Annotated in this window: 19 protein-coding genes and 1 pseudogene; 6 read left to right on the top strand and 14 right to left on the bottom strand. The window is 63.6% G+C overall.

Going from position 1 to position 22,127, the window contains the following annotated elements; all coding sequences use genetic code 11:
- The first annotated feature begins 72 nt into the window (after positions 1-72).
- A complete protein-coding gene (locus tag ELS24_RS04335; RefSeq protein WP_050449977.1) occupies positions 73-1,269 on the top strand; it encodes a M20 aminoacylase family protein in 1,197 nt (398 codons plus the stop codon).
- Between the two features lie 3 nt (positions 1,270-1,272).
- On the opposite strand, the gene ELS24_RS04330 is transcribed toward ELS24_RS04335, so the two are convergent.
- The gene (locus ELS24_RS04330; RefSeq protein ID WP_050449976.1) at positions 1,273-2,166 is read right to left on the bottom strand and encodes a LysR family transcriptional regulator; all 894 of its coding nucleotides are present in this window, start codon (positions 2,164-2,166) and stop codon (positions 1,273-1,275) included.
- A gap of 118 nt (positions 2,167-2,284) precedes the next feature.
- Here ELS24_RS04330 and ELS24_RS04325 point away from each other — a divergent pair.
- From ELS24_RS04325 to pagP, 4 genes and pseudogenes are all read left to right on the top strand, one after another.
- A pseudogene (locus tag ELS24_RS04325) lies at positions 2,285-3,378 on the top strand (YeiH family protein).
- Positions 3,379-3,483: 105 nt separating this feature from the next.
- Complete coding sequence (locus tag ELS24_RS04320; protein ID WP_050449974.1) at positions 3,484-3,894, top strand: acyl-CoA thioesterase; 411 nt, start codon at positions 3,484-3,486, stop codon at positions 3,892-3,894.
- A gap of 10 nt (positions 3,895-3,904) precedes the next feature.
- Positions 3,905-5,377, top strand: coding sequence for a magnesium transporter (mgtE, locus tag ELS24_RS04315; RefSeq protein WP_127183468.1), 1,473 nt, complete (start codon positions 3,905-3,907; stop codon positions 5,375-5,377).
- A gap of 160 nt (positions 5,378-5,537) precedes the next feature.
- Positions 5,538-6,092, top strand: coding sequence for a lipid IV(A) palmitoyltransferase PagP (gene pagP / locus ELS24_RS04310; protein WP_127183467.1), 555 nt, complete (start codon positions 5,538-5,540; stop codon positions 6,090-6,092).
- A gap of 22 nt (positions 6,093-6,114) precedes the next feature.
- Here pagP and ELS24_RS04305 read toward each other — a convergent pair whose 3' ends face one another.
- From ELS24_RS04305 to ELS24_RS04265, 9 genes are all read right to left on the bottom strand, one after another.
- Positions 6,115-6,726 (bottom strand): gamma-glutamylcyclotransferase, encoded by a 612-nt coding sequence (locus ELS24_RS04305; protein WP_050449971.1) that lies wholly within the window; start codon positions 6,724-6,726, stop codon positions 6,115-6,117.
- 160 nt (positions 6,727-6,886) lie between these two features.
- Positions 6,887-7,345 (bottom strand): Lrp/AsnC family transcriptional regulator, encoded by a 459-nt coding sequence (locus tag ELS24_RS04300; protein WP_006226278.1) that lies wholly within the window; start codon positions 7,343-7,345, stop codon positions 6,887-6,889.
- A gap of 87 nt (positions 7,346-7,432) precedes the next feature.
- A complete protein-coding gene (locus ELS24_RS04295; RefSeq protein WP_127183466.1) occupies positions 7,433-8,215 on the bottom strand; it encodes an SDR family oxidoreductase in 783 nt (260 codons plus the stop codon).
- A gap of 154 nt (positions 8,216-8,369) precedes the next feature.
- Entirely contained in the window at positions 8,370-10,064 is a 1,695-nt protein-coding gene (locus ELS24_RS04290) for a thiamine pyrophosphate-binding protein (protein ID WP_127183465.1), read from the bottom strand.
- Between the two features lie 59 nt (positions 10,065-10,123).
- Positions 10,124-11,110 carry a tripartite tricarboxylate transporter substrate binding protein gene (locus ELS24_RS04285; RefSeq protein WP_050449969.1) on the bottom strand — a complete coding sequence of 329 codons (987 nt, stop codon included), beginning with the start codon at positions 11,108-11,110 and terminating at the stop codon, positions 10,124-10,126.
- Complete coding sequence (locus ELS24_RS04280; RefSeq protein WP_127183464.1) at positions 11,107-11,862, bottom strand: GntR family transcriptional regulator; 756 nt, start codon at positions 11,860-11,862, stop codon at positions 11,107-11,109. The genes ELS24_RS04285 and ELS24_RS04280 overlap by 4 nt, the downstream gene beginning before the upstream one ends.
- 301 nt (positions 11,863-12,163) lie before the next feature.
- Positions 12,164-12,883: a VOC family protein gene (locus ELS24_RS04275; protein WP_050449967.1), complete on the bottom strand. Its 720-nt coding sequence runs from the start codon at positions 12,881-12,883 to the stop codon at positions 12,164-12,166.
- A 15-nt stretch (positions 12,884-12,898) separates the two neighbouring features.
- Positions 12,899-15,634, bottom strand: a complete 2,736-nt coding sequence (secA, locus tag ELS24_RS04270) for a preprotein translocase subunit SecA (RefSeq protein WP_050449966.1) — start codon at positions 15,632-15,634, stop codon at positions 12,899-12,901.
- A gap of 175 nt (positions 15,635-15,809) precedes the next feature.
- Positions 15,810-16,796: a M23 family metallopeptidase gene (locus ELS24_RS04265; RefSeq protein ID WP_050449980.1), complete on the bottom strand. Its 987-nt coding sequence runs from the start codon at positions 16,794-16,796 to the stop codon at positions 15,810-15,812.
- 127 nt (positions 16,797-16,923) lie between these two features.
- Here ELS24_RS04265 and ELS24_RS04260 point away from each other — a divergent pair, with 127 nt between their 5' ends.
- Positions 16,924-17,331 (top strand): DciA family protein, encoded by a 408-nt coding sequence (locus ELS24_RS04260; RefSeq protein WP_083447561.1) that lies wholly within the window; start codon positions 16,924-16,926, stop codon positions 17,329-17,331.
- 199 nt (positions 17,332-17,530) lie between these two features.
- Here the strand turns inward: ELS24_RS04260 and lpxC are convergent, their stop codons facing one another.
- The 4 genes from lpxC to ELS24_RS04240 form a co-directional block, all read right to left on the bottom strand.
- Positions 17,531-18,454, bottom strand: a complete 924-nt coding sequence (lpxC, locus tag ELS24_RS04255; RefSeq protein WP_050449964.1) for a UDP-3-O-acyl-N-acetylglucosamine deacetylase — start codon at positions 18,452-18,454, stop codon at positions 17,531-17,533.
- A 236-nt stretch (positions 18,455-18,690) separates the two neighbouring features.
- Entirely contained in the window at positions 18,691-19,875 is a 1,185-nt protein-coding gene (gene ftsZ, locus ELS24_RS04250; RefSeq protein ID WP_050449963.1) for a cell division protein FtsZ, read from the bottom strand.
- Positions 19,876-20,067: 192 nt separating this feature from the next.
- The gene (gene ftsA / locus ELS24_RS04245; protein ID WP_006217473.1) at positions 20,068-21,294 is read right to left on the bottom strand and encodes a cell division protein FtsA; all 1,227 of its coding nucleotides are present in this window, start codon (positions 21,292-21,294) and stop codon (positions 20,068-20,070) included.
- Positions 21,295-21,298: 4 nt separating this feature from the next.
- Positions 21,299-22,123: a cell division protein FtsQ/DivIB gene (locus tag ELS24_RS04240; protein WP_050449962.1), complete on the bottom strand. Its 825-nt coding sequence runs from the start codon at positions 22,121-22,123 to the stop codon at positions 21,299-21,301.
- Positions 22,124-22,127: the final 4 nt, after the last annotated feature.

Genomic DNA, 22,127 nt, shown 5'->3' with positions numbered 1-22,127 from the left:
TTTGTCTCCATTAAACAGATTTTTGATTGATGATAACCTTGTTGCGTTCCCTTTTTCCGCCCCCCTTCTCCCATGAAACTGCTCGAACCCATCGTCGCCTGGCACCAGGATATTTCGAAGATCCGCCGCGACATCCACGCGCATCCCGAATTGGCCTTCGAAGAATTCCGCACCGCTGACGTGGTGGCGGCCAAGCTTGAAGAATGGGGCATCGAGATTGATCGCGGCCTGGGTGGTACGGGCGTGGTCGGCATCATTCGCGGCAAGCTGCCTGGTGATCGCGCGGTGGGCCTGCGCGCCGACATGGACGCGCTGCCCATGCAAGAGGTCAACAGCTTCGCGCACGCCAGCAAGAACGAAGGCAAGATGCACGCCTGCGGCCACGACGGCCATACCGCCATGCTGCTGGCGGCGGCGCAATACCTGTCCCAGCATCGCGATTACGCGGGCACCGTGTATGTGATTTTCCAGCCGGCCGAAGAAGGCGGCGGCGGCGCCAAGCGCATGATCGACGACGGCTTGTTCAAGCGTTTTCCCATGGAAGCGGTGTTCGGCATGCACAACTGGCCCGGCATGAAGCCCGGCCAGTTCGGCCTGACCGCCGGCCCCATCATGGCGTCCAGCAACGAATTTTCGATCGTCGTCAAAGGCAAGGGTACGCATGCGGGCATGCCCAACCTGGGCATCGACCCCGTCATGGCGGCGGTGCAGTTGGCGCAATCGCTGCAGACCATCATCACGCGCAACCGCAATCCGCTGGATGCCGCGGTGCTCAGCATTACCCAGATCCACGCGGGCAGCGCCGACAACGTGGTGCCCAACCACGCGGAATTGCGCGGCACCGTGCGTACGTTCACGCTGGACGTGCTGGACCTGATCGAACGCCGTATGGAAGAGATCACGCGGCACACCTGCGCGGCCATGGATTGCGAAGTGGAGTTCACGTTCCAGCGCAACTATCCGCCCACCATCAACCACGCCGAAGAAGCCGCGTTCTGCGCCGACGTGCTGCGCGACATCGTCGGTGACGCCAACGTCAACGACCACGTGCAACCGACCATGGGCGCGGAAGACTTTGCGTTCATGCTGCAGGAACTGCCGGGCTGCTATGTCTGGATCGGCAACGGCACCGGCGAACACCGCGATAGCGGCCACGGCCTGGGCCCCTGCATGCTGCACAACGGCAGCTACGACTTCAACGACGAGCTGCTGCCCCTGGGCGGCACGTACTGGGTCCAACTTGCCTTGAAGCGCCTGGCCAAGGCCTGAGCGCTACCCGCCGTCTCCCGCCCCGACCGCCAGGCACATCGCCAGAAAGCGTTCGGCGGCGCGGGCGGCGGCATCGGCGTGCGGCACCAGAATGCTCAGCGTGCGAGTCAGCGGCCTGGGCAGCAGACGCAACGCCGCCAAGGCGCCGTCTTCGTGCCGCATCGACATCACCGACACAAACCCCACCCCCAGCCCCGCGCGCACCGCCTGCTTCACGCCTTCCACGCCCGCCAGTTCCAAACCCACGGACGGGGTCAGCCCGGCATCGGCAAACGCGCGCTCGACCAGCCGGCGCACCCCCGAGCCCGGCTCGCGCATCACCAGCGGCGACGCCGCCAAGTCCCGCAAGGTCACCGCCCCCTTGGCTGCCAGCGCATGGTCGGCCCGCACAATCGCCACCACCTCGTCCTGACGCCAGGCATGCACGGCCGTGTCCGACGGCAAGCCTGACGGCACATCGCCTTCAATAAACGCCAGGTCCAGCGCGGGCAGGCGCTCGACGATTTCGCGGGTATTGCCGTCTGACAGGTGCAGGCTGACCGCCGGAAACGCCGAGCGAAAATCCGCCACCAGGCGCGGCAACAGGTAGCTGGCGGGCGTGGTGCTGGCGCCCAGGCGCAAGACGCCCGTTTCCAAGCCACGCCAGGATTCCCGAACCGCCTGGGCCTGCCGGTAGACCTGCCGCAATTGCCGGGCCTGCTCTGCCAAGCGCTCGCCCGCCTCGGTCAGGACGATGCCGTGGCCACTGCGGCGATACAAGGGTTCGCCAAACCAGTCCTGCAGCGCGCGCAGTTGGCCCGACACGGCGGGCTGGGACAAATTCAGCACTTGCGCGGCGCGGCTGATATTGCCCGTGTCGGCCACGCAGGCAAACGACAGCAACTGGTCAGGTGTCATAGCAGCTTCTTTCGATATCAGAATTCTTGATATTACATATTCAAAATCAAGATTTTTCAAATAACGAGGTCAGATCTAATATTTCGAGAAGTTATTTAGATATACCCCAAGAGCCGTCATGAGCACCTCAACCAGCACCGCCGTTCCCCTTCCTCCCTCAGCGCCCGCCCCGTCGGTTGCTGCCGCCCCCGCCACGGCCACCCCGTGGCGTGACAAGCTCAACGGCGTATTGTTTGTCGGGCTGATGGCCGCCGCCGTAATGCAGTTGGCCGACCTGCCCGTCATCCGCCAGTTGGGCTTTTCGCCCCTGGTGGTGGGCATTGTCTGCGGCATGCTGTACGGCAACTTCCTGCGCGGCACGATGCCGGCTGACTGGGGCGTGGGCGTCAACTTCACCGCGCGGCGCCTGCTGCGCATTGCCGTGGCCTTCTACGGCCTGAACATCAGCATTCAGCAGATCGCGGCCGTGGGCTTGCCGGGCCTGGCCGTGTCGGTGGCGGTGGTGTTGGGCACCTTGCTGATCGGCACCGTCGTCGGGCAACGCATTCTGGGCCTGGACCGCGATACCGCCATGCTGACCGCCGCGGGCAGCGCCATCTGCGGCGCGGCCGCCGTACTGGCGTTCGAGCCCACACTGCGGGCCGCCCCCATAAAAGTGCCGTCGCCGTGGCCACCGTGGTGCTGTTCGGCACGCTGTCCATGTTTCTGTACCCCATCCTGTATCACGCAGGCTGGCTCGGCCTGGACACCCAGGCCTTGGGCATCTATATCGGCGGCACCATCCATGAAGTGGCTCAAGTCGTAGGGGCCGCCAGCAATATCGACCCGGCCACCACCGAAGTCGCCACCATCGTCAAGATGACCCGCGTGGCGCTGCTGGTGCCGGTGTTGCTGGTGCTGGGCATGTATCTGCGCAGCGCGGCCAGCCAGGCGGGCGGTCAGGCCAAGGGTGGCAAGCTGCCGATTCCCTGGTTTGCCGTCGGCTTCCTGGTGCTGGCCATCATCAATTCGCTGAACATCATTCCCGCCGACGCCATTGCCGCCATCCGCCGCCTGGACATCTTTGCCCTGACCATGGCCATGACGGCGCTCGGCATCGAAACGCGCTTTGCGCAGATCAAGAAAGCGGGCCCCCGCGTGATGGCCCTGGGCCTGATTCTGTACGCCTGGCTGTTGGTTGGCGGCTACGGGATCGTGAAGTTGGCCACCTGATTTCCAAGCCGTCGCGGCAAAGCGCCGCGACGGCTTGCGCCACGCACGCCGCTGTCTCGTTTTTCCTGCATAATCGGCTGATTCCCATGCATTGGAGTCGGCCGCATGACCTCCAGCCCCAAATCCCCGTTTACGACTTTGCCCGCCAATCGCGACGCGGTGTTGCGCGTCATGCCGATGCCGGCCGACGCGAATATCCACGGGGACGTTTTTGGCGGCTGGATCATGGCCCAGGTCGACATCGCCGGGTCCATTCCCGCCGCGCGCCGCGCCGCGGGACGGGTCGCCACCGTGGCGGTCAACGCCTTCCAGTTCAAAGAGCCCGTATTCGTGGGCGACCTGCTCAGCTTCTACGCAGCCATCGTCAAAACCGGCACCACGTCTGTCACGGTGTCGGTCGAGGTTTACGCGGAACGCCAGCGCCTGGACGCCGAAGTCGTCAAGGTCACCGAGGCCACCCTGACCTACGTCGCCACCGACGAAGCACGGCGCAGCCGCCCCCTTCCTACTCTTTGAGCCGTAACGCATGACGCAGTCCGCCGCCGCGCAGAAACCGCCCGCGACGCCCCGCCGCCTCGACCCGGAAGACGCACAGACCGCCCTGGCCGAAGTGCAGGAATGCCTGCGCCGCCAGCAACTGGTGGCCGACCTGGTGCACCGCCAGGAAGAAGGCGACGCCAAGGCCACGCTGGTCGAAGACCTGGTTCACCGCCAGCACGAAGCCGAACTCAAGACGCTGCTGGACGGCCTGCATCCGGCCGACATCGCCTTCATCCTGGAATCGCTGCCCAAGGATGAACGCCAGGCCATCTGGAAGCTGGTCAGCCCCGAGCACGACGCCGACGTGCTGCTGGAAGTGGAAGACTGGGTGCGGGAATCGCTGATTGAAGCGATGGACCGCCAGGACCTGGTTGCCGCCACCGGCAGCATGGACGCCGATGAACTCGCCGACCTGGCGCCCGACCTGCCGCCCGACGTGGTGGCCGAAGTACAAAAAGGCCTGACCGAAGAAGAACGCGCGCAGCTGCTGGAAGCCATGGGCTATCCGGAAGACAGCGTGGGCGCCATCATGGACTTTGAAATGGTCCGGGTGCGCGAAGATGTCACCTTGGAAGTGGTGCTGCGCTATCTGCGCCGCTTGCACGAACTGCCCGACCACACCGACCAGATTTTCGTGGTGGACCGCCAAGACAAGCTGCAAGGCATCCTGCCGCTGTCGCGCCTTCTGGTCAGCGAACCGGAAACCGAAGTGCGCGCCGTCATGAACGCCGACTTCCTGACGCTGAACCCGCTGGATTCCGACGCCGACGCGGCAGGCGCCTTCGAACGTTACGACCTGGTTTCCGCCCCCGTGATGGACGACCAGGGTCGCCTGATCGGGCGCGTCACCATCGCCGATGTGGTGGACGTGATGCGCGAAGACTCCCAGGAACAAGCCCTGTCGCGCGCGGGTCTGCAAGAAGAAGACATCTTCGCGCCCGTCACCACCGCGCTGCGCAACCGCGCGCCGTGGCTGCTGCTCAACCTCTGCACCGCCGCCACGGCATCCTTCGTGGCATCGCGGTTCGAAGGCACGGTCAGCCACATCGTGATCCTGGCTTTCCTGATGTCGATCGTGGCCGGCATCGGCGGCAACTCCGGCAACCAGACCATGACGCTGATCATCCGGGCACTTGCCATGGGCCGGATCACGGGCCGCAACCTGTGGCAACTGGTCAAGCGCGAATTGTTCGTGACCTTGCTGGTGGGCCTGTGCGGCAGCCTGGTGGCCGCCTTGTTCGCCTGGGTGATCTCGCGCTCGATCTCGATTGCGCTGGTGATGATGGCGGCGATGATCTGCAACATGCTGGTCGGCGCCTCGGTGGGCGTGCTGGTGCCGATGGTGCGCGCGCGCTTCGGCAAGGACCCCGCCATGGGCTCATCGGTGCTGCTGACCTTCGCCACCGATTCGCTGGGGTTTTTCATCTTCCTGGGGCTGGCCACCATCTTCCTGCTGTAGCACGGCCACCACAGAAAATTCTTGATTTCGCGTTTGCCTGACCGCCCCTTTCCTGGGGCCAGGGCCACGAACGCCGTTTGATGAAAGCGTACTGACAGGGACCGAGCGATGACAACATGTACAGTCATGAACTTGTCATTTTCATCCGTCTGTACCCGTAATGATCACCGCATTTCGAGCAGCCCTTCTTGGCCTGCTGCTCTGGACTTTCACCGCCGCCGCGCAAGCCTGTGAAAGCATGCCCTCCTGGGCACAGTCCGCTTGCAATCGCCTTGACCAGATCTGGACCGAAGGCGGCAACGACCTCTACGTTTCCGGCTATGCCTGGCACAACCGCGCCATGTACAGCAAAGAAAAAATCGACAGCTTCAACGAGCTGGCGTGGGGCGCCGGCTATGGCCGCAGCATCTACGACGAAGACGGCGACTGGCAGGGCCTGTATGCCATGGCGTTCCTGGATTCGCACAGCAAGGTCGAACCGATTGCCGGCTATGGCTTCCTGAAAATAGGCCGAGTCAGCGAGAACTTTCGCCTGGGCGCGGGCTACACGGTGTTCCTGACCGCGCGGCACGACATCATGAGCTACGTGCCATTTCCCGGCATCCTGCCGCTGGTGGGCGCCGGCTACAAAGACGCCATGTTCTACGCGACCTACATTCCCGGCTCAAGCGGCGCGGGCAACGTCCTGTATATGTTCGGCCGCTGGCACTTCTAAACCTAAGGCGCAGGGCCAACACTCAGAAAGCCTGGCCCAGCTTGCGCACCAGATCACCCAGCCGCCAATCGTCGATACCGTGCGCGCGCAAGGCGCGTTCGGTCTCCACCACATAGTCCAGGCAAGGCCCCGACTGGCCGACGGCATTGCGCACGGATGCGATCAAGCGGTCGTCACTCAGGTCGGCGGCGTACTCATCGCAGGCGCGATTCAGCAGGAAGACCAGGCCACGCACCGGGGCGACCTCGGTATGGCAAGCGAGCCAACGGGGGGTGTAGGCCCCGGTGACCATTTCGCGGCGCCACAGCGCCTGGAACACATCGGGCACATCGGCCGCCGCGATCTGATATGCCACGCCCCGGCAGCAACCGCCCCGGTTCAAGCCGAAGACCAAGCCAGGGTTGTCTGGCGAGCCGCGATGATCGTGCGACCACAGGCACAACGACCGGTGATAGCCGCGCACCGTCGCCAGGCGGCGCTCGCGCCACGCAAAACCGGGATGCCAGATCAGGGACCCGTAGGCGAACACCCATAGGTCGTCGACGCCGTTCCAGTCGGCCAGCAAGTCGTCCACCGATCGCGCTTGCCGCGCTTTTGCCAAACCGGCACAGCCGGCGGGTACTGCGAACGACATAGGGTCCTCTGATATCCCGATTCATTCCCTGATGGGAACGAGAGATATCCTACGCCGCACCCTGCGCAAAAGCATTGCGAGATAGGCCTTGCGCAACACGCCGAAAGAAATTTGCATCCGCCGTAGCGGCCCGCAACGAAAAAAATTTGCGCGACCGCCGCTATACCGCGTCCAGCGGCAATTCGGTGGTGCTTTTGATGATTTCCATCGAGAAGCTGGCGCTGACGTCCAGCAGATCCACCGCGCCGATCAGCCGACGGTAGAAGCGGTCATACGCCGCCATGTCCTCGACCACCACCTTGAGCAGGTAATCGATATCGCCCGCCATGCGGTGAAACTCCACCACATTCGGCAAGGCCATGACCGCGTTGATCAGGCTTTGCGTCCACTTTTCGTTGTGCTGGCTGGTCTTGATGGACACGAATACCGTCAGGTTCAGGCCCAGCGCGCGCGGATCCAGCAAGATGGCGTTGCGCGCGATAACGCCGTCATCCTTCAGCTTCTGAATGCGGCGCCAGCATGGCGTCACCGACAGGTTCACCTGTTCGGCAATTTCAGCGACCGAGCAGGTAGCGTCCTTCTGCAGCAACGCCAATATCTTGATGTCGGTCTGGTCCATGAGTTTTTCTCGAACACAATGGAAGGCAATCTTGCCCGTTAGTCCGGTCGCCGTCCAGCCGGAAGCAGCCGCCGTGTGTCGCTGGTTTCAGTACGTGCCGGGGTAGCCGCCCCCATCGATCAAGAGGCTTTGCGCCGTCATGTAGCCAGCTTGCGCCGAACAAAGATAGGCACACAAGGCGCCCACTTCTTCCGGCTGCCCAAAGCGCCCGGCCGGGTTGGCGCGTCCGCGCTCTTCCCACAGTTGGTCGAAGGTCTTGTCCGACGACTGCGCCAGCATGCCCTGTACGTGCCGGACCTGGGCGTCGGTGGCGAAGGCGCCCGGCAGCAGGTTGTTGATGGTGACGTTGTGGCGCACCGTCTGCCGCGCCAGGCCGCCCACGAAGCCGATCAAACCTGAACGCGCCCCATTCGACAGGCCCAGTTCGGCGTGCGGCGCCTTCACGCTGCGCGACACGATATTCACGATGCGGCCAAAGCGCCGCTCGACCATGCCATCCACCACGCGCCGGATCATGTCGATGGGCCCCAGCATCATGGCGTCCAACGATGCGATCCAGTCCTCACGCGTCCAATCCCGGAAATCGCCGGGCAGCGGGCCGTCGGCGTTGTTGATCAGGATGTCGGGTTGCGGGCACGCGGCCAAGGCCGCATCGCGGCCGTGCTCCTGGGTCAGATCGGCCGACACCCAGCCCACGCCGATGCCGGCGTCCTTGGAAATCTCGGCCGCGGCTTGCGCAAGCGTCTCGGGATTGCGCGCGGCGATGGTCACCGCCACACCCTCGCGCGCCAGTTGCAGCGCACACGCGCGGCCCATGCCGCGGCTGCCGCCGAACACCAAGGCCGTCTTGCCACTGATCCCCAGATCCATGCCCGATTCCCCTTTGACGTGTTGCAAGCCACGCGGCAACGCCGCGCCAAAGCGGATCAGTATAGGACCGGCTGCCAACACCTTGGACCAAAAATAAGAGGCCCCGAAGGGCCTCTTGCGTTGACTGCGTGGTCAATGCACCGTCAAGCGCGCATCAGCCCATCCACTGGCTGACCGGGGCCGCCGTATCCTGCAGCGGCTGCGCCACCACGTCGATCAGCGCCGGGCCATCGTGTTCCATGGCGGCCTTGATGGCGTCGTCCAGCTTGGCCGGATCTTCCACGCGCCATGCCTTCACGCCATAGGCTTCGGCAATGCGGGCATGGTCGGTGCGGTTGAAGTCCACGCTGTAGTAGCGCTGGTCGTAGCCCGCCTTCTGGCTGGCCTTGATCCAGCCGTAGACCGAATTCGAAAACACGATCAACAGCAACGGTGCCTTGTGGCGCACGATGGTTTCCAGTTCGCCGACGGTGAAGCCGAAGCTGCCGTCGCCCATCACCGACACGCACTTGGACTGCGGCCGGCCAACCCAGGCGCCCAACGCGGCCGACATGGAAAAGCCCAGCGCACCGTGTGCACGGTTGGTGATGAAGTGGCGGCCGGGGCGCGACACATCGTAATAGGCCGAGAAATACGGGCAAGGCGTGCCCGGGTCGGCGCACACCACCGCATCGTCGGGCAGCAAGCGGTTCAGCGATTGCACCACGCGCTCGGGGCGGATCGGCGTTTCAAGGCTGTTGGCCAGCGGCTCCAGTTGCGCCAGGCGCGCGGCCTTCGCACGGCCGGCCAGCACCGCGCCGTCCACCGCGTCCGAATTGCGATGTGCCAGGCGCGCCTGCACTTCGGCGCCCAAGGCTTCCAGCGCCAGCTTCGCATCGCCCACCAGGCCGACTTCGGTCAGGTAGTTGGCGCCGATCACCATGGGATCGATGTCGATGTGCAGAATGGGCACGTCGCGGTTCGGGAAGCGCCAATGTTCCGTGGATGTCGAGCCAGCCCGGCAACCCACGAACAGCACCACGTCGGCCGCGGCCACCACGTCGCGGGTGGCCATCACGCCACCGTTGGAGCCCACCACGCCCGCATTCAGCGGATGCGTGTCGGCCAGGCTGCCTTGTCCGCTGACGGTCACGCACACCGCCGCCTTCAAGCTTTCCGCCAGTTCCTGCAAGGCGCCGCTGGCCCCGGCGATGACCACGCCGCCGCCGCAGATGATCACCGGCGCACGCGCACCGATCAGGCGCTGCGCGGCACGCGCCACATCCGCGGGATCCGGAGCAAAACGCATGGCCGGGAAGCGGGCGTGTTCGGGCTGCGCCCAGATATCGGACGCATCCACCTGCTGCTTCATCACGTCATACGGAAAGCACAGGTGCGCGGCGCCCGGCTTGCCGGTGGTCATGGCGCGGAATGCCGCGCGCACCATGCCGGGAATCTGGTCCGCGCGGTCAATCGTGCGGTTCCACTTGGTCAGCGGACGGTACAGCGCTTCCTGGTCCAGTTCAGTCAGGGGGTATTTCCCGCGTGACCCGACGGCTACGTCCGAGGTGATGCCCAACACAGGAATCGAGGACTCATTGGCTTCGACCAGGCCGGGCAACAGATAGGTGGCGCCGCCACCGCTGGGGCCTTCGCACACGCCAACCTTGCCGGTGACGCGGGCGTAGGCGTCCGCCATGTACCCCGCGCTACGTTCGTCGCGGGTCAGGATGTGCTGCATGCCGTGGTCCAGGCGGTACAGCGCATCGTAAAACGGCAGGCTGGTGTCGCCGCACAGGCCAAAAATATGTTTGACGCCGTTGTGCTGCAGCATCCGCACCATGGCTTCGGCGCCGTTCAGGTTTTCCATGTCATCTCCACGTGATTCGCCCACAGGGCCGGACGGCGCACCGTCCGGCCAACCGTCGCTCAGTTATCCAGATTGATGTTGTTCTTCTTGATGAAGGCGCTCCACCGGTCATATTCCGATTTCACGTAGGCATCCAGCGCCGGGCCATCCGAGGCCACGATCTCGAAGCCCGCTTCCGTCACCTTCTTCTTGATCTCCGGGTCGGCCAATACCGCCTTGAAGTCGGCGGTCAGCTTTTTCACCGTTGCCTCGGGCGTGCCCTTCGGTGCGAACATGCCGCTCCACGAATAGGCGACAAAGCCGGGGAAGCCCGACTCTTCCACCGTAGGCACGTTGGGCAGTTCCGGCAGGCGCTTCTCGCCCGCCACTGCCAGCGCCTTGATCTTGCCGGCCTGGATCTGCCCGCGCAGCGCCGCGAAGCTCAGCCAGGTCATATTGGCCTGCCCGCCCACCACGGCTTGAATGGCCGGCCCGCCGCCGCCATACGGCACATGCAGCAGCTCCACCTTCGACAAGCGCTTGAGTTCTTCCGGCGCCAGATGGTTCAGCGAACCGACCCCGGTGGAGGCGTAGTTGAACTTGTTGGGCGATTCCTTCGCGGCCACCGCCAGGAACTCCTTCAGGTTATCCCCGGGCACGCTGGGGTTGGCGCCAATGACCAGCGGAAAGCGCACGGTCTGCGAAATGGCGACAAAGTCCTTGAAGGTGTCGTAAGGCAGTTTGGGCTTCACGGCGGGGTTGATGCCGTGGTTGTCAAAGCTGACCAAGAGCGTGCTGCCATCGGGCTCGGCGCGCGCCACGAAGGCAGTGGCGATCTGGCTGGCGGCGCCGGGGCGGTTTTCCACGATCACCGTGCGCCCGCCCATTTGCTGCGACAGGCGCGGCTGCAGAATGCGCGCCAGGATGTCGGTGCTGCCGCCCGGCGGGTACGGCACTACCAGCACCAACGGCCGTTCCTCGGCGGCGGCGGGTGCGGCGACAAAGGCGCCCCCCGCGGCTGCCAGCGTGCATAGGCCCGCCAAAATACGCTTCATCGTGTGATTCATTGTTTTTCCCCTGCTGTTGTGGTGTTGGCCGTCGCTACCGTGGCGGGTTCGGCCTGGTCCCGCATGTAAATCGTTGAAAATCCGGTGCGAATCACGTCGGTGATCTGGTCCAGGCGGCGCCCGATATGCGCGCCGATCAGCGCGGGCAAGGCGTCCATGTCGCGCTGTTCCAGCGCCTGGACGATACGCAGGTGTTCGCCCTGCGTGTGGCTGCGTCGGCCCTGCTGCATGTCGATCCAACGCACGAAATGGATGCGGGCATTTACGCTTTCCAGCGCACGCACAAATTCTTCATTACGAGACAGGCGCGCCAGATTCAGGTGAAAGGCTTCGTCCAAATCCAGCAGGCGCGTGGCGTCGCTGTCTTCCGGTTCGTCGCGAGACCGTTCCACGAATTGGCGCAGTTGGGCCAATTCCTCGTCGCTGGCACGTTCGCAGGCGGCCCGCACGATGCCGGCCTCGAGCACCGCCCGGTATTCGTACAAGCTGTGGATCTGCTTGGCGTCCAGCAAGCGCGCGATAAAACCACGGTTCACCGAACGAGTCAGGAAGCCCTCGACCATCAATTGGTTCAGCACTTCGCGCAGCGGCGTCCGGCTGACGTTCAAGCGCCGCGCCAGGTCCACTTCATTGATGCGCTCGCCCGGCTTGAAATCAAACCGCACCGCCATCGCCTTGACCGCGCCGTACAACTCGGCCTGCCCAGCGGAGGTGCGCGGGGCCGGGCGGGGGGCAGGAGAAGGCGGCGTCATGGCTGGTCGAATTGGCGTGGAAGATCAGCGGGGATGAAGTGCATACTAAAGTGCATACACTTTTCAACGCAAGCAGGGTTTGCCCCATGGGGAAAGGGGATGCCGCCGCGATGGCAATTGGCCGTAGGATGGGTGCAGCGCGAAAAAATTGATAAAAAGAAAGCCGGTATAGAACGCGCGAAACCCATCAAGCAGCCGCTGCGCTATGGCTGACTCCGCTAAGGATTCGATCGCTGCTTGATGGGTTTCGCGCGTTGTGATGTCGGGGTTCTAGCGGCGGGATTCGCGCGCTGCACCCATCCTACGACCCGGTGTCCAGGGTGTAGTGGGCGCCGTCGCGGTTTTCCAGGGTCAACGTGGACAGTGCGGGGGTGGGCGACGTGTCATCCTGTTGCACGTGGATGCGCAGGTTGGCCAAGGGAACGTCCCAGCCGCCCTCGGCGGCTTCCGCGCTGACATCCGCCACCAGCGCCAGGCGTTCGGCCACGGCACGGGCATCTGCCGCGCGGGCGTCAATGCGCATCAGGCTGCGAGCGCCATTGGGATGCGCCATCAATTCCGGTGACCAGACACACTCGGGTGTCAGGTGACGACAGAAATACATGCGGATGCCGGGCAAAGGCTGCTCGGCAAAGCGCACGGTGTGGAAGCGGGCCTGTACTTCCTGACCGTCCAGCATCGCCGGGCGCGTCAGTTCCTGTACCGGGTTCACCGCAAAGCCGGCCGCCTTCAGGCGTTCATAGGTCGCATCCGCGTCATACGTGCGGAACACCAGCGCCTCCAGGCCAAACGGAGAATCGGCGATTTCCTTGCGGGCTGGCGGGGCGCCCGTGGGCCACCCCAGCAGTTCGACATACGTGCCTTCCAGCACGATCAGGCGATTGCACGACCCCAGGTTATGCACCGCTTTGTCGCTCAGGTGAAACCCCTGGCGCTCGAAATGCGGGGCCAGCGCATCCAGCCGATCGCGCACCATCACGACGGCGTGGTCGAATTCGGTACGGCCGACGGAATGCAGCATGGCGTTATCCCCTGATCAGACCAGCTTGCCGTGGCACTGCTTGTACTTCTTGCCGCTGCCGCACGGGCACGGGTCGTTGCGTCCGACCTTGGGCATGGCGTTGCGCACGGGCTGCGCACCCTCTTCCGATTCCGTCTTGGCCAGCGCTTCGTCGTAATCGGAGTGGTGGTATTGCACGTTTTGCACATGCGACTGGGCGGCTTCGGCTTCGGCCTGTTCGACCTGCTCGGACGACTGCACACGCACCGTCATCAACACACGCACCACGTCGTCGCGAATGCGATCCAGCATGCCCGAGAACAGTTCGAAAGCTTCGCGCTTGTATTCCTGCTTGGGATTCTTCTGCGCATAACCGCGCAAATGGATGCCCTGGCGCAAGTAATCAAGCGACGACAGGTGTTCGCGCCAATGCGTGTCGATCGACTGCAGCATGATCGAACGCTCAAACTGCGACCACGATTCCGCACCCACCTGGTCAACCTTGGCCTGGTAGGCATCACGAGCAGCCGCCACCACGCGCTCACGCAGATCTTCGTCGGTCAAGGTGGTTTCCTTGTCCAACATTTCGGTCAGCGGCAGGTGCAGATTCCAATCCGCTTCCAGCGCCCGTTGCAGGCCCGGCACGTCCCACTGCTCTTCCACTGATTCCGGGGGCACGTAGGTGTTGAACAGCTCGACCACGGCGGCATCGCGCAAGTTGCTCACCGTGGCGCCCACGCTCGCGGCTTCCAGCACATCATTACGCTGCGAATACAGCACCTTGCGCTGGTCGTTGGCGACGTCGTCGTACTCCAGCAATTGCTTGCGGATGTCGAAGTTGCGGCCTTCCACCTTGCGTTGCGCGGTTTCGATCGAGCGCGTCACCATGCCCGCCTCGATCGGCTCGCCCTCGGGCAGCTTCAGGCGTTCCATGATGGCGCGCACGCGGTCGCCCGCGAAGATGCGCATCAGCGAGTCTTCCAGCGACAGGTAGAAACGGGACGAACCCGGGTCACCCTGACGGCCGGCGCGACCGCGCAGCTGGTTGTCGATACGGCGTGATTCGTGGCGCTCGGTGCCGATGATGCGCAGGCCGCCCGCGGCCTTGACCTGCTCGTTCAGCGGCTTCCATTCCGCGCGGATCTTCTCGATGCGCGCATTCTTTTCGGCTTCCGACAGCGACTCATCGGCGCGGATCAGGTCAACCTGCTTGTCCACGCTGCCGCCCAGCACGATGTCGGTACCGCGGCCCGCCATGTTGGTGGCAATGGTGATATGACCCGGCTTGCCGGCTTCGGCCACGATCTCGGCTTCGCGGGCGTGCTGCTTGGCGTTCAGCACTTCGTGCGGCAGCTTGGCCTTTTTCAACAGGCCCGACAGCAGCTCGGAGTTTTCAATGCTGGTCGTACCCACCAGCACGGGCTGGCCACGCTCGTGGCAGTCGCGGATGTCTTCGAGGATCGCGTTGTATTTTTCCGGATCGGTCTTGAAGACCTGATCGTTCTGGTCCTTGCGGATCATCGGCTTGTTGGTCGGGATGATGACCGTTTCAAGCCCGTAGATTTCCTGAAATTCGTACGCTTCCGTATCGGCCGTACCGGTCATGCCGGACAGCTTCTCGTACATGCGGAAGTAGTTCTGGAACGTGATGGATGCCAGCGTCTGGTTTTCGTGCTGGATCTTCACGCCTTCCTTGGCTTCGACGGCTTGGTGCAAGCCATCAGACCAACGGCGGCCCACCATCAGGCGACCCGTGAATTCGTCAACGATCACCACCTCGCCGTCCTGGACCACATATTGCTGGTCACGGAAGAACAGGTTGTTGGCGCGCAGGGCCACCATCAGGTGGTGCATCAGCGCAATGTGGCGCGGGTCGTACAGCGATTCGCCTTCCGGCAGGATGCCCAGACGGGCCAGGATGGCTTCGGCGTTCTCGTGCCCGGCTTCCGACAAATGGACCTGCTGGCTCTTTTCGTCGACCCAGTAATCGCCTTCGGGTTCCGGCTCCTGCGGCTTGGGCTCGCTGGTCATGCGCGTCAGCAGCGGCGGCACCGCGTTCATGCGGATGTAGAGCTCGGTGTGATCTTCGGCCTGGCCGGAAATGATCAGCGGGGTACGGGCTTCGTCGATCAGGATCGAGTCCACTTCGTCGACGATGGCGTAGAACAGCACGCGCTGGCGGCGGTCCTCAACACGGTATTCCATGTTGTCGCGCAGGTAGTCGAAGCCGAACTCGTTATTGGTGCCGTAAGTGATGTCGGCGGCGTAGGCGGCCTTCTTCTCTTCGTTGGGCTGCTGCGGCACCACCACGCCCGTGGTCATGCCCAGGAAGTGGTACAGGCGCCCCATCCATTCCGCGTCACGGCGGGCCAGATAGTCGTTCACCGTGACAACGTGCACGCCCTTGCCGGCGCAAGCATTCAGGTAAACCGGCAACGTCGCCATCAACGTCTTGCCTTCCCCCGTGCGCATTTCGGCAATCTTGCCGTTGTGCAGCGCGATGCCGCCCAACAACTGAGAGTCGAAGTGTCGCATCCCGAATACCCGCTTGCCCGCTTCGCGCACCACGGCGAAGGCTTCCGGCAGCAGGTCGTCCAGCGATGTGCCCTGCGCGTATCGAGATCGGAATTCGTCAGTCTTGGCCGCCAGCTCCGCGTCGGAAAGCGCGGAAATCTTGGGCTCCAGCCCATTGATCTGGGTTACCAGCTTGCGATACTGCTTAAGCAGCCGGTCGTTGCGGCTACCTATGAGTTTTTTGAGCAGAGAAACCATGCGTATGTCGGCCGCACGAGCCACGCCGCGCCTGCAAAAGGCAAGGGCAGCGCCTCCCGTGACTTTGATTTATTGGTTGAGCGGGGGTCCGCTGGGAAACGAATCAGTTTAACGCACCTGGCGCGTAATAGCCTGGACCTATTGCCAGAGTACTTATGTTGTGCGGTTTGACCGGTCAGCGCACCACAGGTTCAGTCCCTGCGGCTTGCGCCAAGGCAGGCGGCGCGTTCTGTGGAGTTCCCAGGAACAATCGAGGGTCGAGCGGCTGTCCGGCAAGGCGGACTTCAAAGTGCAGATGCGGCCCGGTTGAGCGGCCCGAACTGCCCACGCGGGCCACTTGCTGGCCGCGCTCCACAAGCTCGCCCTGCTTCACCATCAAGGACGAAGCGTGGGCGTAACGAGTGATCAAACCATCGCCATGGTCGATCTCGACCATGTTGCCAAACCCCGGCAGGTACTTGGCCTCGAGGACGACGCCACCGGAGGCGGCCAGGATCGGAGTGCCCGACGGAGCCGCGAAATCCAGCCCTTCGTGCATGGCGGTGCGCCCCGTGACCGGGTTGCGGCGCCAGCCGTAGGACGAACTCAGGTAGGGGTAATCGGTGATCGGCATGGCGGTCGGCATGCGCGCCTGGTCCGCGGATCGCTTGGTCAGGGCCGCGTCCAGCAGCCTCAGGTTGTCCGACTGCTGCGCCAGGCGCGCCTGGATTTCGTCCAGTTGCCGACCCAGCGCCTCGGCCGAGGCCGCGCTGGGCGGCGGGTGGTCGGTAAACAGGTCGTCCATGACGTGGGTGGCTTCAGGCTGCGTCAGCGCCTCGGGCTGCGCCGCGGCCAGTTGCTTGGCCAATTCGGGGTCCGTGTACGCCACGCCCGCCACCTTGGCCACGCGCTGGCCCAGGCCGTCGATGCTGACCAGCTTGGCCTGCAGCGCGCCGACCTTGGCGGCCAGCAAGTTCATGTTTCCCCGCAGGAAATCTGTGTCGCGTCCGGGCTGCTGCGCCAATGGCCAACCCACGGCGTGTACCGACGGCAGGATCGGAGTAAGGTATCGCTGAATGGCGGCGCCAAAGATGGCTGCCGTCATCAGGGCGGCCCCAAGCAACAACGCCAGCCGCGCACCGCCCAGGGTGAAATGCCCGTCCCGCCCGTCCTGGGCGTGCATAATCACGATCTTCAAGATTGCTTCCTAATTCTATAGAGCCGGGATGAATAGACCCACTTCATACCGTCAACGTTCCAGTTCCAGCCGGCGGAAGGAAAATACCGCCCTGGGATGGCTGGGTCATGACATGCGGGGCGCCGGTGTGTTGGCGACCGCCCGCAAGCACTTGCAAATTCAGTATGCGGTGGCGGCGGTTCTGCCCGCCCCGCTAGGTGCTGTGTGCCAGGTCGGCAAGCTGGAAAACCAGTGCCTGCATCTGGTGGTGCCCAGCGCCGCGCATGCAGCCAAGATGCGTCAATTGGCGCCGCGCGTGGCGCGTGCCCTGGCCGATCAAGGCTGGAACCTTAACGAAATTGCCGTCAAGGTACAAGCGGGTTTACCGAAGCCCGGCGCCCGTCAGGCTCGCCCTCCCAAAGAGGCGCAACCCCTGGGCGACACCGCGCTGGGCGCATTCGAGACGCTGCACGAAAAACTACGTCCAGGCCCATTGGCCGACGCGGTGGCCAAGCTTTTGAGGCATCACAAGAGTAGCTGAAGCCATCCGGCTTTGTCCGGCGCCCGGGGCGCATCGAAACGAAGCGAAACCAAGTTCTTGCCGGACTACGACAATGGTTTGCAACCGGATGGCGGCTTTTGCGCTAGAGGATGACGGCTAGCGCCATCCCTTCAGCAGAATCGCGGAAAAAAGAATCGGAGCCACGCCCCGCTATCCGCGTTCAGATGGGAAGCTGGCGTTACGCCAGCTTCCATTCATGGCGGAAGGCCTGCGGCGCTTCTGCCTGCGATTCATAGGTGACCATTTCCCAGGCGTCTTGCTGAGCAAGCAGCGCGCGAGCCAATTGGTTGTTCAGGCCGTGGCCCGACTTGCACGCCACATAGCGCGCCACCAGCGGTTTACCCAACAGATACAGGTCGCCGATGGCGTCCAGGATCTTGTGCTTCACGAATTCGTCGTCATAGCGCAGCCCGTCGCTGTTCAGCACCCGGTATTCGTCCATGACGATGGCGTTGTCCAGGCTGCCGCCGCGCGCCAGGCCCATCGAGCGCAGCGCTTCCACTTCATTCACGAACCCGAAGGTGCGCGCGCGGGCGATTTCGCGCACATACGAGTGCGTGGCGAAATCGATCTCGGCGAAATTGGCGGTGGAATCAATGGCGGGGTGGCGGAAGTCAATCGAGAAGGCCAGCGCGTAGCCTTCATGCGGCTCCAGCCGGGCCCATTTCTCGTTGCGGCCTTCGCCTTCGCGCACTTCCACGGTTTTCTTCACGCGGATGAATTGCTTGGGCGCGTTCTGCTCAACGATGCCCGCCGAGCGCAACAGATAAACAAAGGTTGCCGCACTGCCGTCCATGATGGGGACTTCTTCGGCAGTGAGGTCGATATGCAGGTTGTCGATACCCAGGCCGGCCAATGCCGACATCAGGTGCTCTACCGTGGAAACGCGGACGTTGCCCTGTTGCAGGACCGACGCCATGCGCGTATCGCCCACGCCCGTGGCCTGAGCAGGCAGGTCCACGACTTCAGGCAGGTCCACGCGGTGGAAAACAATGCCCGTATTGGGCTGTGCCGGACGCAGAGTGAGTTCTACCCGCCGTCCGGAGTGGACGCCGACGCCTGTCGTGCGGACTAGATTCTGAATGCTGCGCTGTCGGAACATGGTGCTTGGGTATTAGAGCCAGGAAGCCGGCAAGAAGAGTACAGATTGCCGGCGTAACTGACGTATTGTAACGCTGTCCGATCCCTGGCGCCATCAAGCAACCCGGATCGACCGATACTTCCGTCCCTTAAAACCGTGCAAGGGAAACACGGACCGCTCCGCCTCCGACTCGCCCGCGGGGACAAGCGAGCCGGAGATGAGGGAGTGCGATTAGAGCCTGTGATCGGCTCTTTCGTTCAATCTGCCTGCTTGCGCAAGAACGCCGGGATGTCGAAATGATCCATTCCCGAGCTTTCCAGAGCACGCACTTGAGCCGACGCCTGGCTGCGCGGATTGCGCATGACCGACGGCATGTCCAGATTGCGGTAATCGCCGCCTTGACCGGCCGGCATCGTGCCCATGGGCATATTGTCGGTACCGGTGCGCAGCACCTCAGCGGTGTTTTGCACCAATTGCGGACGCGACTGCGCACGGCCCAGGCCGGTTGCAACCACGGTCACGCGCAGGTTTTCACCCATGGACTCGTCGTAGGCGGTACCGAAGATCACGGTTGCGTCGTCCGAAGCGTAGCTGCGGATCGTTTCCATGATTTCGCGCGTTTCGCGCATCTTCAGCGTGCGGCTGGCGGTGATGTTGACCAGCACGCCACGCGCGCCGTTCAAGTCCACGCCTTCCAGCAGCGGGCAAGCAATGGCGTGCTCGGCGGCGACACGTGCGCGGTCCGCGCCCGATGCCGATGCCGTGCCCATCATGGCCTGGCCCTGCTCGCCCATGATCGTCTTGACGTCTTCGAAGTCGACGTTGACGTTACCTTCGACGTTGATGATTTCGGCGATACCCGCGCAAGCGTTGTGCAGGATGTCGTCGGCCGAACGGAAGCAGTCTTCCTGCGTCGCGTCCTCGTCCATCAGTTCATAGAGGTTCTCGTTGAGCACCACGATGAGCGAATGCACGTGCTTGGCCAGTTCGGCAATGCCGTCCTCGGCCATCTTCAGGCGCTTGTTGCCTTCAAACGTGAAAGGCTTGGTGACCACGCCAACGGTCAGGATGCCCAGTTCCTTCGCCACTTCGGCCACGACCGGGCCCGCGCCGGTGCCGGTGCCACCGCCCATACCGGCGGTGATGAAGACCATGTGAGCGCCGTTCAGCGCAGCACGGATCTCCTCGCGCGCGGTTTCAGCCGACGCACGTCCTTGCTCGGGCTTGGCGCCCGCACCCAGGCCGGTACGGCCCAGACGAATTTGCACCGGGGCATTGGTTGCCGCCAGTGCTTGCGCATCGGTGTTGGCGCAGATGAAATCCACGCCGTGCACGCCGCTGCGAATCATGTGCGCGACGGCATTGCCGCCCGCACCGCCCACACCAACGACCTTGATTACGGTCCCTTTGGTGTTGTTCTCAAGCATCTCAAAGTTCATCATGATGACTCCCTCACAAGTCCGATTTTGCAAATCACAAAAATTCCCCAACAACCTATATTTTGTGAATCGCCTCAAAGCCGATGCCGACTGCTATGGCCCGCCACGGGTTTGAGACGCCTCCCCGTTCTGGACCGCTCCGCCATACCGCCGCGGCGCGTTCCAAGGAGCAGGCCCCAACCTGCCCCTTCCTCTTTAATTCATGAACCATTCCTTCATGCGCGCAAGCAGGCTCTTGAAATTACCTGTCTGAGCGGCAACCTTGCGGCCGCGCACCCGCTGCATCCGTGCTTCCTGCAATAAGCCCATCACCGTCGAAAAGCGCGGGTTACGCATCACGTCGGCCAAGCTTCCTTCGTATTCGGGCACCGCCACGCGTACCGGCTTGAGGAATACGTCCTCGGCCAGTTCGATCATGCCGGGCAACTGCGCGGAACCGCCCGTCAGCACCACACCCGACGCCAGCAGGTCTTCGTAGCCGGAATCGCGCACCACCTGCTGCACCAGCGTGAACAGTTCTTCGACACGCGGCTCGATCACGGCGCCCAGCGCCTGGCGCTTGACCTGGCGCGGACCACGGTCGCCCAGGCCCGGCACTTCCACGGATTCGTCCGGGCTGGCCAGCACCTGTTTGGCCACGCCGTAGCGCAGCTTGATTTCTTCGGCGTCCGGCGTCGGCGTGCGCAGCATGGCCGCGATGTCGTTGGTGATCTGGTCGCCGGCAATCGGCAGCACCGCCGTATGACGAATGGCGCCGCCGGTGAAGATGGCGACGTCGGTCGTGCCGCCGCCGATGTCCACCAGCACCACGCCCAGTTCCTTTTCATCGGCCGTCAGCACGGCCAGGCTGGAGGCCAGTGGCTGCAGGATCAGGTCTTGCACTTCCAGGCCGCAGCGGCGTACGCACTTGACGATGTTCTGCGCGGCGCTGACCGCGCCCGTCACGATGTGCACGCGCACTTCCAGGCGCAGGCCGCTCATGCCGATGGGCTCGCGGATGTCTTCCTGGCCGTCGACGATGAACTCCTGCGTCAGCACGTGCAGCACTTGCTGGTCGGTCGGGATATTGACCGCCTTGGCGGTCTCGATGACGCGGGCAACGTCGGTGGCGGTGACTTCTTTGTCCTTCACAGCGACCATGCCGCTGGAATTGAAGCTGCGGATATGGCTGCCGGCAATGCCGGTGTAGACGTCGCGAATCTTGCAATCTGCCATCAGCTCGGCTTCTTCAAGCGCGCGCTGAATGGAATTCACAGTGGTCTCGATATTGACGACCACGCCCTTGCGCATGCCGCGCGATTCATGCTGGCCCAGGCCTAGCACTTCGAATCGCCCTTCGGGCAAAATTTCAGCCACCACAGCCACCACCTTGCTGGTGCCGATATCGAGGGCGACGATAAGGTCCTTGATGTCACGGGTCATGGCGTTAGCGTTTCTTGGGAGGTTTCGGTGTGGATTTGGATTTGGTTTCCGACGCGGGCAACGGAGCCAGCGCCAGGGCGAAACCATTCGGATAGCGCAGGTCGGCCTGCGTGATGGTGCGCCCTTCCAGGCGCCCCGCTACGCTGGGCCACGCCTGCACAAAGCGTTGAATGCGTGCAGCGAACGGCAAAGCGCCGGGCAGGCCGTGCGGGTCCGGCGCATCGGCGCCCGGATCGCGGCCCAGGTCCAGCAGCATGCCGTTGGACAACACCACGCGCCAGGCATATCGCGGACTCAACTCCAACTGTTTGACATGCATGTCCAGCGGCGCAAACCACCGCGCCAATTCGGCGTAGCGCTGCACCACCAGCGACTCCGTGCCCTCGGGCCCGGAGAACTGCGGCAATACGGTTTCGTCGTCCACCTCGCCCGTGTTCGCCGTGAACGCCTCGCCCCAGGTGTTGATCATCTGGTTCTCGTTCCATAGCGCCAGGGGCTGCTGTTCCTCGATCCGAACACGCAGCACATTGGGCCAGATGCGGCGCACCGTGGCATGGCGTACCCAGGGCACCGATTCGAAAATCTCGCGCGCGTCGTCCAGGTCCACCGTAAAGAAGTTGCCCTTGAAGCGGCCCGCGATGGCCGAGCGCACCGCCTGCGGCGACACGTAGTGCAATTCGGTGTCCGGCATCGACTCCAGTTCGATGGCCGTCAGCGTGAAAAACGGGCGCTGCGCTACCCACACCACGCCCGCAATGAGCATGGCGCAAACCGCCAGCACGGCTAGCGTGTTGGCGATCAGGTTGGTAGTGCGAGCGTCGTTCCACACGGAT

It is taken from the genome of Achromobacter spanius (assembly GCF_003994415.1).
Lineage (GTDB): Bacteria > Pseudomonadota > Gammaproteobacteria > Burkholderiales > Burkholderiaceae_B > Achromobacter > Achromobacter spanius_C.
Note: the sequence above shows the minus strand (reverse complement) of the source record. Positions and strands in the feature narration are given on the sequence as shown.

Excerpts from the sequence above, each read along its gene's own strand:
- ftsZ (WP_050449963.1), bottom strand. The coding sequence starts at position 19,875 with ATGATGAACTTTGAGATGCTTGAGAACAACACCAAAGGGACCGTAATC.
- ELS24_RS04280 (WP_127183464.1), bottom strand. The coding sequence starts at position 11,862 with ATGACGCCGCCTTCTCCTGCCCCCCGCCCGGCCCCGCGCACCTCCGCT.
- ELS24_RS04330 (WP_050449976.1), bottom strand. The coding sequence starts at position 2,166 with ATGACACCTGACCAGTTGCTGTCGTTTGCCTGCGTGGCCGACACGGGC.
- ELS24_RS04320 (WP_050449974.1), top strand. The coding sequence starts at position 3,484 with ATGACCTCCAGCCCCAAATCCCCGTTTACGACTTTGCCCGCCAATCGC.
- ELS24_RS04335 (WP_050449977.1), top strand. The coding sequence starts at position 73 with ATGAAACTGCTCGAACCCATCGTCGCCTGGCACCAGGATATTTCGAAG.
- ELS24_RS04260 (WP_083447561.1), top strand. The coding sequence starts at position 16,924 with ATGCGGGGCGCCGGTGTGTTGGCGACCGCCCGCAAGCACTTGCAAATT.
- ELS24_RS04300 (WP_006226278.1), bottom strand. The coding sequence starts at position 7,345 with ATGGACCAGACCGACATCAAGATATTGGCGTTGCTGCAGAAGGACGCT.
- ELS24_RS04305 (WP_050449971.1), bottom strand. The coding sequence starts at position 6,726 with ATGTCGTTCGCAGTACCCGCCGGCTGTGCCGGTTTGGCAAAAGCGCGG.
- mgtE (WP_127183468.1), top strand. The coding sequence starts at position 3,905 with ATGACGCAGTCCGCCGCCGCGCAGAAACCGCCCGCGACGCCCCGCCGC.
- lpxC (WP_050449964.1), bottom strand. The coding sequence starts at position 18,454 with ATGTTCCGACAGCGCAGCATTCAGAATCTAGTCCGCACGACAGGCGTC.
- ELS24_RS04290 (WP_127183465.1), bottom strand. The coding sequence starts at position 10,064 with ATGGAAAACCTGAACGGCGCCGAAGCCATGGTGCGGATGCTGCAGCAC.
- ftsA (WP_006217473.1), bottom strand. The coding sequence starts at position 21,294 with ATGACCCGTGACATCAAGGACCTTATCGTCGCCCTCGATATCGGCACC.
- ELS24_RS04285 (WP_050449969.1), bottom strand. The coding sequence starts at position 11,110 with ATGAATCACACGATGAAGCGTATTTTGGCGGGCCTATGCACGCTGGCA.
- secA (WP_050449966.1), bottom strand. The coding sequence starts at position 15,634 with ATGGTTTCTCTGCTCAAAAAACTCATAGGTAGCCGCAACGACCGGCTG.
- ELS24_RS04275 (WP_050449967.1), bottom strand. The coding sequence starts at position 12,883 with ATGCTGCATTCCGTCGGCCGTACCGAATTCGACCACGCCGTCGTGATG.
- ELS24_RS04265 (WP_050449980.1), bottom strand. The coding sequence starts at position 16,796 with ATGCACGCCCAGGACGGGCGGGACGGGCATTTCACCCTGGGCGGTGCG.
- pagP (WP_127183467.1), top strand. The coding sequence starts at position 5,538 with ATGATCACCGCATTTCGAGCAGCCCTTCTTGGCCTGCTGCTCTGGACT.
- ELS24_RS04295 (WP_127183466.1), bottom strand. The coding sequence starts at position 8,215 with ATGGATCTGGGGATCAGTGGCAAGACGGCCTTGGTGTTCGGCGGCAGC.